Source organism: Brevundimonas sp. EU05-FHT14B11 (assembly GCF_058790835.1).
The window spans coordinates 601,697-614,385 of sequence record NZ_JBYTCY010000002.1 but is presented as its reverse complement, the minus strand read 5'-3'; the positions used below and the strand labels follow the sequence as shown (position 1 = coordinate 614,385).

Here is a 12,689-nt window from a genome sequence, read left to right as displayed (position 1 = left end):
AGTGTTTTCATGTCCGTCGAGCGCAAACCGGGAGGCCTCGCCGGAGGCCTGATCACGGCCCTCGGGGTCATTTTCGCCCTCATCGGCCTGACCCTGACCATCGGCGGCGGCTGGCTGATCGGACTGGGCGGCTCCTGGTACTATCTGCTCGCGGGACTGGGACTGCTGGCCAGCGGGGTCCTGCTGATCCGGCGGAGCAGGCTGGGCGCCTTCATCTATATCGGCGTCTTCGTGCTGACGGTGCTCTGGGCGCTGTGGGAGGTCGGGATCGACGGCTGGGGCCTGGTGCCGCGGGTGATCGCCCCCGCCGTGCTGCTGGCCCTCGTGCTGGCGGCGCTTCCGGCCCTGTGGCCCGGACGGGGCAAGGTCTGGGCCGCCGGCGGCGCGGTCGGCCTGGTGGCCCTGCTGATGATCGGCGGCGTCGCCTCGGCCAATGCGGCGAAGATCAATGTGCAGTCCGAGCTTCCCGCCGCGCGGGCCGTCGCCTCCAGCGATCCGGACGCCATCCCGGTGGGCGCCGACTGGCCGGCCTTCGGCGGCAGCTACCACGCCCAGCGCTATTCGCCCCTCACCCAGATCACGCCCGAGAACGTCGGGCGGCTGGAGCGGGTGTGGAGCCTGCACACCGGCGACCTGCCCGGCGACCGGCCCGGCGCGCAGAACAAGTACGCCTCCGAGAACACGCCGCTGAAGGTCGGGAACACCCTCTACATCTGCACCGGCAAGAACATGGTGCTGGCCGTGGACGCCGCGACCGGACGCAACATCTGGAAGCACGACCCGCAGGTCAGCGACGACAACATCCCCTATACGGCGGCCTGCCGGGGCGTGAGCTACTACGTCGTGCCGAACGCGGCCCCGGCCGATCCCTGCGCGACGCGGATCATCTGGGGCACGCTGGACGCCCGCCTGATCGCCGTGGACGCCCGCACCGGCCAACGCTGCGCCGGCTTCGGCCGGAACGGCCAGGTCGATACGTCCGAGCATATGGGCAAGCTGATCCCGGGCATGGTCTCGATCACCTCGGCCCCGACCATCGTGCGCGGCGTCGTCGTGACCGGGCACCAGATCCTGGACGGCCAGTACCGCCAGGCGCCGTCTGGCGTGATCAAGGGCTTCGACGCCGTCACCGGCCAGCTGCGCTGGGCCTGGGACATGATGCGACCGGACATCGCCACCACCCCGCCGGAAGGCCAGATTTACACCCTGGGCACGCCCAACATGTGGACCACGGCCTCGGGCGACGAGCGGCTGGGGCTGGTCTATCTGCCGCTGGGCTCGACCGCCGCCGACTATGTCAGCGCCGACCGCACCGGACCGCAGCTGGACTACGCCACCTCGCTGGTCGCGCTGGACGTGACGACCGGCAAGCCGCGCTGGCATTTCCAGACCGTGCACCACGACGTCTGGGACTACGACCTGGGCTCGCAGGCGACGCTGGTGGACTTCCCCACGGCGGCGGGCGCGGTCCCGGCGGTCGTGCTGCCGTCCAAGCAGGGCGACATCTATGTGCTGAACCGGGCCACCGGCCAGCCGCTCACGCCGGTGAACAACATCACCGTGCCCCGTGGCGGCGTGGAGCCGCAGATGCGGACCCCGACCCAGCGGACCAGCGGCTATCACACCCTGCGCCGTGAGCACGACCTGAACGAGCGCCAGATGTGGGGCATGTCGCCGATCGACCAGATGATCTGCCGCATCCAGTTCCGCAGCGCCGCCTATGAGGGCTTCTACACCCCGCCGACGGCCGACCGGCGCTACATCCAGTATCCGGGCTACAACGGCGGCTCGGACTGGGGCGGCGTCGCCGTCGATCCGGCCCGCGGCGTGATCGTCGCCAACTACAACGACATGCCCAACTACAACCGGCTGGTGCCCCGTGCCGAGGCGGACCGTCGCGGCTGGGTCCCGCGCGGCGAACCCAACGCCCGCAAGGGTGGGGCCGAGGGCGCGGGCGACCCCCAGGCGGGCGCCCCCTATGCGATCAGCGTCAACGCCGGCTGGCGGATGCCCTTCACCGGCCTGCTGTGCAAGGAGCCCCCGTATGGCGGCATCCGCGCCATCGACCTGCGCACGGGCCGGACCATCTGGGACCGTCCGCTCGGCCAGGCGACCAAGAACGGGCCGTTCGGCATCCCGTCCATGCTGCCCATCGAGATCGGCACCCCCAACAACGGCGGCGCGGTCGTCACGGCGGGCGGCGTCATCTTCGTGGCGGCGGCGACGGACGACCTGATCCGCGCCATCGACCTGAAGACGGGCAAGACCCTGTGGACCGACAAGCTGCCGGGCGGCGGTCAGGCGGGGCCGATGGTCTATGAGGTCGGCGGCCGCCAGTTCCTGGTCATCGCACCGGGCGGCCACCACTTCATGGAGACCCCGGTGTCAGATGAAGTGATCGCCTACGCACTGCCGAGGGGCGCGTAGGGTTCAAACGACGCGCCCGAGGGCGTAGGGACGGGGACATGAACGCTCATGTCCCCGTTTCCGCATCCGCCGCGACCGACAGCTGGACCGTCGCCGGCCGGACCTTCAACAGCCGCCTGATCGTCGGCACCGGCAAGTACAAGACCTATCAGGAGAACGCCGACGCCGCCGAGGCCGCGGGCGCCGAGATCGTCACCGTGGCGGTGCGCCGGGTGAACCTGACCGATCCGAACCAGCCGATGCTGGTCGACTATGTGAAGCCCGACCGCTTCACCTTCCTGCCCAACACCGCCGGCTGCTTCACCGGCGAGGACGCGGTGCGGACCCTGCGCCTGGCGCGCGAGGCGGGTGGCTGGGATCTGGTCAAGCTGGAGGTGCTGAGCGACACCGCCCACCTGTATCCGGACATGATCGAGACCCTGCGGGCGCTGGACCTGCTGGTGAAGGACGGCTTCCAGGTCATGGTCTACTGCACCGACGACGTGGTCATGGCCCGGCGGCTGGAGGAGGCGGGCGCCGCCGCCATCATGCCCGCCGCCGCCCCGATCGGCTCGGGATTGGGCATCCAGAACCGGGTCAACGTCCGCCTGATCGTGGAACAGGCCAAGGTGCCGGTGCTGGTCGACGCGGGCGTGGGCACGCCCTCGGACGCAGTGCTGGCCATGGAGCTCGGCTGCGACGCCGTGCTGATGAATACCGCCATCGCCGGCGCCAATGATCCGATCCTGATGGCGTCGGCCATGAAGCACGCCGTCATCGCCGGCCGTCAGGGCTATCTCGCCGGCCGCATGCCCCGGCGTATGTACGCCAGCGCCAGCTCGCCGCTCAGCGGGTTGATCTAGGATCGGTCTTCCTTCTCCCGGTGGGAGAAGGTGGCGGGGCGGAGCCCCGTCGGATGAGGGTCGACTGGTGCAGTCCGGCCCAAGCCGGCCGCCCGGAACAGCGGTGCGGCTCATCGCCGGATGCTGGCGGTCGGCCCTCACCCTTTCGCGCAAGAACGACGCTGCGCGCCGTGCGCTCAAGCCCTCTCCCATCGGGAGAGGGAAGCGACTGCCGCGTCCCCACGTCCAATCCTGACGCATGGTCGTGTCATCCTTTCAGACATGGCCCGCGAAGTTCTGATCCCGAAAGACGGCCCTCCCGACATCCGGGCGATCCATCGTTTCGCCATGAGCAGGACCGCCACGGCTCGCCGTCAGGGCGACGCCCGCACGATCCGTCTGTGGCGCCGCCTCGCCGTCAAAGCCCTGCGCGCCCTGCGCTTCGCCGCCCGCATCGAGGCCGGACGGGTGCACGACGATCCGCCCTCTTCGCACCCGCTTTTTTCCGATGCGCCGGAAAAAATTCGGGAGACGCTCGTTCCGGCCTCCGCGCCCCATCCTGACCGCCGTCGGACCTTCCGCGAGGGGCGAAGGCGACGATGAAGCGGCGTTTGAACCGTCATAGTGATCGCCATCGTCATTCCGGCCCCGCGCATCAGTCGATGCGCGGCTTCCGCGCGCCCGGGATGACGATGGCGTCGGGGAGTTGGCGGAATCCCCGCCGCCCGCTAGAGCATCGCTCTTCCTCCCTAGAGTTCAGAGCCATGCACGACATCCGCGCCATCCGTGACAATCCCGCCGCCTTCGTGAGCGGCTGGTCGTCGCGCGGGGTCGAGGAGGCCGACGGGCTGGTGGCCGACCTGCTACGCCTCGACGGCGAGCTGCGCGCCGCCCAGACGACGGCGCAGGAGGGGCTGACCAAACGCAACGCCGCCTCCAAGCTGATCGGCGCCGCCATGGCGAAGAAGGACATGGCCGAGGCCGACCGCCTGAAGGCCGAGGTCGAGGCCCTGAAGGCCGACATCGCCGCCGCCGAGGAGCTTGAACGCTCTGTCGGGGCCGAACTGCGCAAACTGCTGTCCGAACAGAAGAACCTGGCAGCCGACGATGTCCCGGACGGTGAGGACGAGAACGACAACAAGCTGGTCGGGACGCCGTGGGCCTCGGCCCGCGAAGGCTCGCCGCAGCCGGTGATCTCCAACTCCGCCAAGGACCATGCCGACCTCGGCGAGGAAATGGGCCTGCTCGACTTCGAGGCCGCCGCCAGGATGAGCGGTTCGCGCTTCGCCGTGCTGAAGGGGCAGTTGGCGCGGCTGGAACGGGCCGTGGGCCAGTTCATGCTGGACACCCAGACGGACAAGAACGGCTATCTGGAAGTGAACCCGCCGTATCTGGTTCGCGACGAGGCGATGTTCGGCACCGGCCAACTGCCGAAGTTTGCTGAGGACCTCTTCAAAGCAGACGTGAAATTCTTTGAAGCTGAAGACGAGGAACACAAACTCGATACCAGCGATGGGTCGGTGCGGTGGCGGTTCAACGACGCTGAACGGCAGAAGCAGTTCGACCAGGCTCTTGAGCATGGCGAATGGAAATTCTCCGGTCGCCGATTCGGGCACAACTACAGCCAGAAGAACACCAAGCTGTCTGTGGAGCGCTCTTACTTCCTCATCCCCACCGCCGAAGTCTCCCTGACCAACCTCGTCCGCGAGCAGATCCTGCCCGAAAGCGAGCTGGCCACCCCCATCCGCATGACCGCCCTGACGCCCTGCTTCCGCGCCGAGGCCGGATCCGCCGGGCGCGACACCCGCGGCCTGATCCGTCAGCACCAGTTCCACAAGGTCGAGCTGGTCTCCATCACCCGGCCCGAGGACTCCGACGCCGAGCACGAGCGGATGGTGGGCTGCGCCGAGGCGATCCTGCAGGCGCTGGAGCTGCCGTACCGCAAGATGCTGCTGTGCAAGGGCGACATGGGCTTCTCGGCCCGCAAGACCTACGATCTGGAGGTCTGGCTGCCGTCGCAGGGCATGTACCGCGAGATCAGCTCCTGCTCGAACTGCGGCGACTTCCAGGCCCGGCGCATGGACGCCCGCTTCAAGCGCGACGGCGAGAAGAAGACCGAGTTCGTCCACACCCTGAACGGCTCGGGCCTGGCGGTCGGCCGCACCCTGGTGGCGATCATGGAGAACTACCAGCAGGCCGACGGCTCGATCCGGGTCCCCGACGTTCTGGTCCCCTACATGGGCGGGCTCACGCAGGTCGGCGGGGCCTGAACACCCTGCCGATCCGGTAAGGCGGGGAGCCCCCGGCGGCGTCAGGCATTGCGCAGGGAACGGAGCGGCGGCGTCATCAGGACGTCGCGCGGCTCCGGTCCATTGTCCGGTCTCCGTCCCCGGAGACGCGCCACAGGAACGAACCGATGCGAACCCTCTCCCTCCTGGCCCCCGCCGCCCTGATTCTGGCCTTGGGGGCCTGCGCCTCGACCCCCGCCGACGTCACCCCGCCGCCCGCCGGCTTCGACGCCTCGGCCACCCAGTTCGAGGGCTGGGCCCGCGTCGCCGACGGCGAGATCCGGCTCTACGCCCGGGAACGCGACCTGACCCAGGGCTTCCCACCGACTGCGTCAGCGCCGTCCTGCCGCGCAACGCCCAGCGCGCGGCCGCCGACCTGAACGGGGCCAAGGTCCGGCTGTTCGGCCGCACGGCCGCCTGGGCCGGCCGCGACGGCGCCCAGACGATGCAGTGGCAGGGTTCGCGCCTCGTCAACAACTGCCGCCGCGACACGGTCATCCAGGCCGACCGCGTGGAAGTCATCCAGTAGCGGGACCCCGCCGGATTTTTCGAGTGCGCCGGTCGGGTCTTCGCATTAGGTCAGACCGATCATGAGAATCCTGCTGACCAACGACGACGGAATCGAGGCCGAGGGCCTCGAATGCCTGGAACGGATCGCGCGGACCCTGTCCGATGACATCTGGGTGTGCGCGCCCGCCGTCGAGCAGTCGGGCAAGGGGCGGGGCATCACCCTGACCGAGCCGCTGCGGGTCAACAGGCTGGGCCCGCAGCGCTTCGCCGTCACCGGCACCCCGACAGACTGCGTCGTCCTGGCGGTCAACGACCTGATGCCGGAGAAGCCAGACCTGGTGCTGTCGGGCGTCAACCGCGGCCACAACGTCGGCGAGGACTGCTCCTATTCGGGCACGGTCGCCGGGGCGCTGCAGGGCATGGCCTTCGGCATCCGCTCCATCGCCCTGTCCCAGTCGCTGGAGCGCTTCCACGACGAGGTCACCGCCCACTGGGAGACGGCCGAGGCCTACGCCCCCGCCATCATCAGCCGCCTGCTGGCCCAGCCGTGGCAGGCCGGGGTGGTGATGAACCTCAACTTCCCGGCCCGCGCGCCCGAGGCCGTGGCCGAGATCGAGGTCACCCGCCAGGGCTTCCGCGACATCGGCGAGATGCATGCGGTGCGCCGCACCGACCTGCGCGGCCGCGACTACTACTGGATGAGCTTCCGGGGCACGAAGCACGATCATCCGGACGGCACCGACCTGAAGGCCATGGACGAGGGCAAGATCTCGGTCACGCCCCTGCACATCGACCTGACCCACATGGCCAGCCTGCACGACCTGAAGGGCGTACTGGGCGGGGTTCCGCCCAAGACGGTCGTGGCGGCCGAATGAACCTGAAGGACGACCGCGCCGGACGCCTGATCCTCGGTCTGCGACAGCAGGGGGTGACGGAGCCGCGCGTGCTGCAGGCGATGGAGTCCATCGACCGGGCCGTCTTCGTGCACGAGAAGTTCCTCGACCAGGCCTGGGAGGACCAGGCCCTGCCGATCGACTGCGCCCAGACCATCAGCCAGCCCTTCATCGTCGGTCTGATGACCCAGGCGCTGGACGTGCAGCTGCGGCACCGGGTGCTGGAGATCGGCACCGGCAGCGGCTACCAGGCCGCGGTGCTGAGCCGGCTGGCGCGCTATGTCTATTCGGTCGAGCGTTATCGCAGCCTGCTGACCGAGGCCGAGGCGCGGCTGCGGACGCTGGACATCGACAACGTCATCACCCGCCACGGCGACGGCGGCCTGGGCTGGCCCGAACAGGCGCCCTTCGACCGGATCATGGTCACGGCCGCGGCCCCCGGCGAGCCGACCGAACTGCTGAAGCAGCTGAAGCCCGGCGGCATCCTGGTCTGCCCCGTGGGCCGCAGTTCGGTGCAGATGCTGCACCGCTACGTCGGCCAGCCCGACGGCAGCTTCCGTCGCGAAAGCCTGACCGAAGTGCGGTTCGTGCCGCTGGTCGAGGGGACGGCCAAGGAGGGGTGATTACGGCTCCGGCAAGCTTTGGTTAACCTTCCCGCCCAACTTTGGCGCGGTTTTCCGGGTCTGTTCGGATGACAGGCTGGGCGCAGAAGCGGAGCGGGCGAATGAATCGAATGGGCGGCGGATTCCGCATCCTGATGGCGCTGGGGGCGATGAGCCTGCTGGCGGCCTGTTCCAGCTATCCCGCCGAACCGCGCTATTCGATCTACGCCGACCAGCCGAACGGCCCGCCCGCGCCGCCGCCGTCGGGCCCTGTCTATCCGACCCGGCCGCAGCCGACCGGGGAGGGCGTGCGCGGCCCGACCGATCCGGCCCGCGAGGCGCCGCCGCCGCGCGGCGCGCCCGTCGAGGCCATCGAGGGCGGCGCCCTGGATGCGCCGACGGCGACCGGCCCCCGGCCCTATGACGCGCCGACCCGGCCCTATACCGGGGTCCCGGAGGCGACCCCCAACGGCTCGCGCCCCGCGGCCGGCCCAGCTTCGGAAGGCTTCGCCAGCCCGCCGCCGCCCGCCCGGGGCGCGCCCACGGCCGGCGCCGCCTACGAGATCCAGCCCGGCGACACCATCTCCGGCATCGGCCGCCGCTTCCAGACCCCGGTGCAGTCGCTGATCGACCTGAACGGCCTGGGGCCGCGCGCCGCCATTACGCCGGGCCAGCGCATCATCCTGCCCGCCGGGGCCGTGGACATCGGCGGCGACCCCTATGCGACCGGTCCGTCGCCCTTCGGCGTCACCGTTCCGGAGGAGACCGCGCCTCCGCCGCCCCCGCCGCCTCCGCCGTCCTCGACCCTGCCGCCGCCGCGCCAGCCCGCGGCGACCGCGCCCCCGGCCGCCGCGGCGCCCGCCGGGAACGCGGGCCTCGACTGGCCGGTGCGCGGCGACGTGCTGCGCCGCTTCGGACCGGTGGGCATGGGCGAGCGCAACAACGGAGTGAACATCGGCGCCGCGGCGGGAACCGAGGTCCGCGCCTCGGCCGCCGGACGGGTCGGCTATGTCGGCGACGACCTGGTCGGGCAGGGGCTGACGGTTCTGATCGTCCACCGCGACGGCTGGCGCACGGTCTACGGCCACCTGGGCTCGGCCGTGGTCCGCGACGGCGACGAGGTCACCGCCGGACAGCAGATCGGCACGGTCGGCACGACCGCCGGCGACGGCCGTCCCTCGATCCATTTCGAGACCTGGCGGGTTCGCGGCGACCAGCCCACGGCCGTCGACCCGCTTACCGTGTTGCCGCGATAACCCAACCTATGCGGCGCGCGCTCGCGCCGCGTTGCAAAGTGTGACGACGCGCCCTAGGTTCCGCGCCTCATTTTCAGGGGCTGCGCCAAGGGCGCGCCCGGCGCTTCTCGGAGAACAAAGTGCAGGAAATCCTGGCCGGCCCCGCCGGAACGTTCGTCTTCATCGTTCCGATGATCGTGCTGTTCTACTTCCTGATGATCCGCCCGCAGCAGCAACAGATGAAGCGGCACAAGGCGATGATCGAGGCGGTCAAGCGCGGCGACACCGTCACCCTGTCGAACGGCATGATCGGCAAGGTCACGCGCGTCGAGAACGACGAAGCCATGGTCGAGATCGCCCAGGGCGTGAACGTCCGCGTGATCAAGTCCATGATCGCCGACGTGCGCAACCGCACCGCGGTCGCCGCCAACGACGCCAAGGCCTGATCGGTCTCCTGAAAGGTTCGGGACAGCCCGCATGATCCATCTGTCGCGCTGGAAGGTCATCCTTCTCGCCCTGTCCGTCGTCTTCGGCCTGCTGTTCGCGGCGCCCAACATGCTGAGCCCGGCCCAGCGTGACGCGCTGCCGGGCTGGCTGCCGAAGAGCATCCTGAACCTGGGTCTCGACCTGCAGGGCGGTTCGTACCTGCTGCTGGAAGTCGATGTGCCGGCCATGCGCGCCGCGCGGCTGAACAACCTGGCCGAGGACGCCCGCACCGTGCTGGCCGAAGCCAGCATCGGCGTCAGCACCATCTCCCGCCAGAGCGACGGCGTCATCGTCACCCTAGCGGATCCGTCGCAGATGGAACAGGCGCAGGCGGCCATGCGCGCCCTGGTCGTCAACAGCCCGACCGGCACGGACCGCCTGGTCCAGCGTCAAGGCTCCGACCGTCTTCGCTACGCCTTCACCGAAGCGACGATGAACTCCATGGCGTCCGACGCCGTGACCCAGTCGATCGAAGTCGTGCGCCGCCGTCTGGACAGCACCGGCACCAAGGAAATCTCCATCACCCGCCAGGGCGCGGACCGCATCGTGGTCCAGGCTCCGGGCCAGAGCGACCCGGCCGAGCTGGAACGCCTGATCGGCCAGACCGCCCAACTGACCTTCCAGATGGTCGACGTCGAGAACTCGATCCAGGAGGCGCTGAACGGTTCGGTGCCGCCGGATTCCGAAGTTCTCCCTGGCGCTGACCCGCGCGGGCCCGCCTTCTACCTTGTGAAGCGCCGCATCCTGGTCTCGGGCGAGAACCTGACCAAGGCCGAGGTCACGCAGGACCAGAACCAGCGCACCGCCATCGGCTTCCGCTTCGACGGCGCCGGCGCCCGTCGCTTCGGCGAGGCGACCGCGGCCAACATCGGCAAGCCCTTTGCCATCATCCTGGACGGCAAGGTCATTTCGGCGCCGTCGATCCGCAGCGCCATCACCGGCGGCTCCGGCGTCATCGAAGGCAACTATTCGATCCAGGAAGCCTCCGAGATGGTCAACCTGCTGAACGGCGGCGCCCTGCCGGCTCCGCTGAAGGTCGAGGAGCGCCGGACCGTGTCGGCCGAACTGGGCGAGGACGCCGTGTCGGCGGGCGCCCTGTCGACGGCCATCGGCTTCGGCATCATCGTGCTGTTCATGATCCTGGCCTACGGAATGCTGTTCGGCGGCATCTCGGTCATCGGCCTGGTGCTGAACGGCCTGCTGATCGTGGCGTGTATGAGTCTTGTCGGCGCCGCCCTGACCCTGCCGGGCATCGCGGGCCTGATCCTGACCTTCGCCGTGGCCGTCGACGCCAACGTGCTGATCTATGAGCGGATGCGCGACGAGGCCCGGGCGGGCCGCAGCGTCATCGCCTCGATGGACGCCGGCTTCTCCAAGGCCATGGCCACCATCATAGACGCCAACGTCACCACCCTGGTGGCCGCGGCGATCATGTTCGTCTTCGGCGCCGGCCCGGTTCGCGGCTTCGCCTGGACGCTGGGCATCGGGGTGTTCACCTCGGTCCTGTCGTCCGTGCTGGTGGCGCAGGTGCTGCTGGCGTTCTGGCTGAAGACGGCCAAGCCCAAAAAACTGCCGATCGCGGAGTGATGGCGATGCGTGGATGGCCCCTCATCAAACTGCTGCCGCAGAAGACGAACTTCCACTTCGTGAAGTACGCCCGCTATGCGGCCATCGTCTCCGTGATCCTGTGCGTCGCCTCGATCGTCGCCTGCTTCGTTCCGGGCCTGAACATGGGCATCGACTTCCGGGGCGGCGCCTCGCTGGAAGTGTCCAAGCCGGCCGGTCAGGTGGTCAACCTAGAAGAGGTTCGCGGCGCGGTCAGCGGCCTGGACCTCGGTGACGTCGGCGTGCAGGGCATCGCCCGGCGCGACAACAACATCGACGACGGCTCCACCGCCATCGTGCGCTTCCAGGTGCCGGACGGCCGCGACCAGACCGTCGTGGTGAACCAGGTCGAGGCCGCCATCACCCAGGCGACCGGCGAGGTCACCTATTCGGGCGTCAGCGTCGTCGGCTCCAAGGTGTCGGGCGAACTGTTCCAGTCCGGCCTGCTGGCGCTGGGTTCCGCTATCGTCCTGATGTTCCTGTACATCTGGTTCCGCTTCGAGCCGCAGTTCGGCTTCGGCGCGGTCGCCGGCCTGCTGCACGACGTGGTCCTGACCTTCGGCCTGATCGTGGTGTTCAAGCTGGAATTCAGCCTGACCATGGTGGCCGCGATCCTGACCGTCATCGGCTATTCGATGAACGACACCGTCGTCGTGTTCGACCGTCTTCGCGAGAACCTGCGCAAGTACAAGACCATGCCGCTGCGCGACGTGATCGACCTGTCGCTGAACGAGACCCTGTCGCGGACGATCATCACCGGCGTGACCGCGGTCATGGTGCTCGCGGCCCTAGCGGTCTTTGGCGGCGAAGCCCTGTTCGGCTTCTCCATCGCCCTGATGTTCGGGATCATCATCGGCACCTATTCGTCGATCTATGTCGGCGCGCCGATCATCCTGCTGTGGGGCGTGAAGCGCGGCGGCGCCGCCGACGACGCCAAGCCGATCAAGCTGGGCATGGCCTCGCGCCCGTAATCCGGAAGGTTCTCCCTCCCCTCGTGGGGAGGGTGGACCGCGTAGCGGGACGGGTGGGGGAACCGAGCGCTCGGATGCGGACCCCACCCCGTCGTCGCTGACGCGCCGACATCCCTCCCCATGAAGGGGAGGGAGGGGTACGGTGCCGCTTCAACGATTCTCGCCCGGGGAGGGGCGACGACATGGGCAAGCTGCTTTCCAACTTCCGCACCACCATCCTGCTGAGCCTCGCGCTGGCGGCGGTCATGATCTTCGCCTTCGGTCGCACCGCGCCGGGCGGCTTCGATCTCGGCTTCTGGCAGGCCACGTTCCGCTGGGCGCACCTGGCGTCGGGCATCCTGTGGATCGGCCTGCTGTACTATTTCAACTTCGTCCAGATCCGGGTCATGCCGGCGATCCCGGCGGAGCTGAAGCCGGCCATCGGCAAGCATATCGCGCCCGAGGCCCTGTTCTGGTTCCGCTGGGCGGCGCTGGCGACGGTCGTCTTCGGCCTGGCGGTGATGTTCACCCGCGGCCACGCCTACGCCATGGAAGTTCTGAGCTTCGGCTTCGCCGGCGGCCTGACGGAAGACCAGAAGGGCTTCACCCTGATGGGCGTCGGCGTCTGGCTGGCCATCGTCATGTTCCTGAACGTCTGGGGCGTGATCTGGCCGAACCAGAAGCGCGCCCTGGGCATCGTCGTGGTCGATGACGCCGCCAAGGCCAAGGCCGCCCGCATCGCCATGCTGGGCAGCCGCACCAACCTGCTTCTGTCGCTGCCGATGCTGACGGCGATGGCCATGTACCAGACCCTGTTCGGCTGATCCGCCGAACCGATCGCAATGCGGGGCCGGGGAGGGCGACCTTCCCGG

General features: G+C 69.2%; 12 protein-coding genes. All 12 read left to right on the top strand.

The features are described from left to right. Positions 1–9: 9 nt before the first annotated feature. Entirely contained in the window at positions 10–2,427 is a 2,418-nt protein-coding gene (locus AC3WRV_RS10505) for a membrane-bound PQQ-dependent dehydrogenase, glucose/quinate/shikimate family (protein WP_492313192.1), read from the top strand. Between the two features lie 38 nt (positions 2,428–2,465). Then, a complete protein-coding gene (locus tag AC3WRV_RS10500) occupies positions 2,466–3,269 on the top strand; it encodes a thiazole synthase (RefSeq protein WP_492313191.1) in 804 nt (267 codons plus the stop codon). 327 nt (positions 3,270–3,596) lie between these two features. After that, complete coding sequence (locus AC3WRV_RS10495) at positions 3,597–3,851, top strand: hypothetical protein (protein WP_492313190.1); 255 nt, start codon at positions 3,597–3,599, stop codon at positions 3,849–3,851. 161 nt (positions 3,852–4,012) lie between these two features. Beyond that, the gene (gene serS, locus AC3WRV_RS10490; protein ID WP_492313189.1) at positions 4,013–5,518 is read left to right on the top strand and encodes a serine--tRNA ligase; all 1,506 of its coding nucleotides are present in this window, start codon (positions 4,013–4,015) and stop codon (positions 5,516–5,518) included. Between the two features lie 146 nt (positions 5,519–5,664). Beyond that, entirely contained in the window at positions 5,665–5,916 is a 252-nt protein-coding gene (locus tag AC3WRV_RS10485) for a hypothetical protein (RefSeq protein ID WP_492313188.1), read from the top strand. 210 nt (positions 5,917–6,126) lie between these two features. Next, positions 6,127–6,921: a 5'/3'-nucleotidase SurE gene (gene surE / locus AC3WRV_RS10480; RefSeq protein ID WP_492313187.1), complete on the top strand. Its 795-nt coding sequence runs from the start codon at positions 6,127–6,129 to the stop codon at positions 6,919–6,921. Further along, on the top strand, positions 6,918–7,562 hold the full coding sequence (locus AC3WRV_RS10475) for a protein-L-isoaspartate(D-aspartate) O-methyltransferase (RefSeq protein ID WP_291838529.1): 645 nt from the start codon (positions 6,918–6,920) through the stop codon (positions 7,560–7,562). The genes surE and AC3WRV_RS10475 overlap by 4 nt, the downstream gene beginning before the upstream one ends. 101 nt (positions 7,563–7,663) lie before the next feature. Then, the gene (locus tag AC3WRV_RS10470; protein ID WP_492313186.1) at positions 7,664–8,797 is read left to right on the top strand and encodes a peptidoglycan DD-metalloendopeptidase family protein; all 1,134 of its coding nucleotides are present in this window, start codon (positions 7,664–7,666) and stop codon (positions 8,795–8,797) included. A gap of 119 nt (positions 8,798–8,916) precedes the next feature. After that, positions 8,917–9,222 carry a preprotein translocase subunit YajC gene (gene yajC, locus AC3WRV_RS10465; protein ID WP_492313185.1) on the top strand — a complete coding sequence of 102 codons (306 nt, stop codon included), beginning with the start codon at positions 8,917–8,919 and terminating at the stop codon, positions 9,220–9,222. 31 nt (positions 9,223–9,253) lie between these two features. Next, positions 9,254–10,849, top strand: coding sequence for a protein translocase subunit SecD (secD, locus tag AC3WRV_RS10460; RefSeq protein WP_291836769.1), 1,596 nt, complete (start codon positions 9,254–9,256; stop codon positions 10,847–10,849). Continuing rightward, positions 10,849–11,838, top strand: coding sequence for a protein translocase subunit SecF (gene secF, locus AC3WRV_RS10455; protein ID WP_492313184.1), 990 nt, complete (start codon positions 10,849–10,851; stop codon positions 11,836–11,838). Before secD ends, secF begins: the two co-directional genes overlap by 1 nt. Before the next feature lie 182 nt (positions 11,839–12,020). Further along, on the top strand, positions 12,021–12,641 hold the full coding sequence (locus AC3WRV_RS10450) for a hypothetical protein (protein ID WP_291836773.1): 621 nt from the start codon (positions 12,021–12,023) through the stop codon (positions 12,639–12,641). The last annotated feature ends 48 nt before the right edge of the window (positions 12,642–12,689 follow it).

Coding starts and splice junctions, on each gene's coding strand:
- AC3WRV_RS10505 (WP_492313192.1), top strand. CDS start 10: ATGTCCGTCGAGCGCAAACCGGGAGGCCTCGCCGGAGGCCTGATCACG.
- AC3WRV_RS10500 (WP_492313191.1), top strand. CDS start 2,466: ATGAACGCTCATGTCCCCGTTTCCGCATCCGCCGCGACCGACAGCTGG.
- AC3WRV_RS10495 (WP_492313190.1), top strand. CDS start 3,597: ATGAGCAGGACCGCCACGGCTCGCCGTCAGGGCGACGCCCGCACGATC.
- serS (WP_492313189.1), top strand. CDS start 4,013: ATGCACGACATCCGCGCCATCCGTGACAATCCCGCCGCCTTCGTGAGC.
- AC3WRV_RS10485 (WP_492313188.1), top strand. CDS start 5,665: ATGCGAACCCTCTCCCTCCTGGCCCCCGCCGCCCTGATTCTGGCCTTG.
- surE (WP_492313187.1), top strand. CDS start 6,127: ATGAGAATCCTGCTGACCAACGACGACGGAATCGAGGCCGAGGGCCTC.
- AC3WRV_RS10475 (WP_291838529.1), top strand. CDS start 6,918: ATGAACCTGAAGGACGACCGCGCCGGACGCCTGATCCTCGGTCTGCGA.
- AC3WRV_RS10470 (WP_492313186.1), top strand. CDS start 7,664: ATGAATCGAATGGGCGGCGGATTCCGCATCCTGATGGCGCTGGGGGCG.
- secD (WP_291836769.1), top strand. CDS start 9,254: ATGATCCATCTGTCGCGCTGGAAGGTCATCCTTCTCGCCCTGTCCGTC.
- secF (WP_492313184.1), top strand. CDS start 10,849: ATGGCGATGCGTGGATGGCCCCTCATCAAACTGCTGCCGCAGAAGACG.
- AC3WRV_RS10450 (WP_291836773.1), top strand. CDS start 12,021: ATGGGCAAGCTGCTTTCCAACTTCCGCACCACCATCCTGCTGAGCCTC.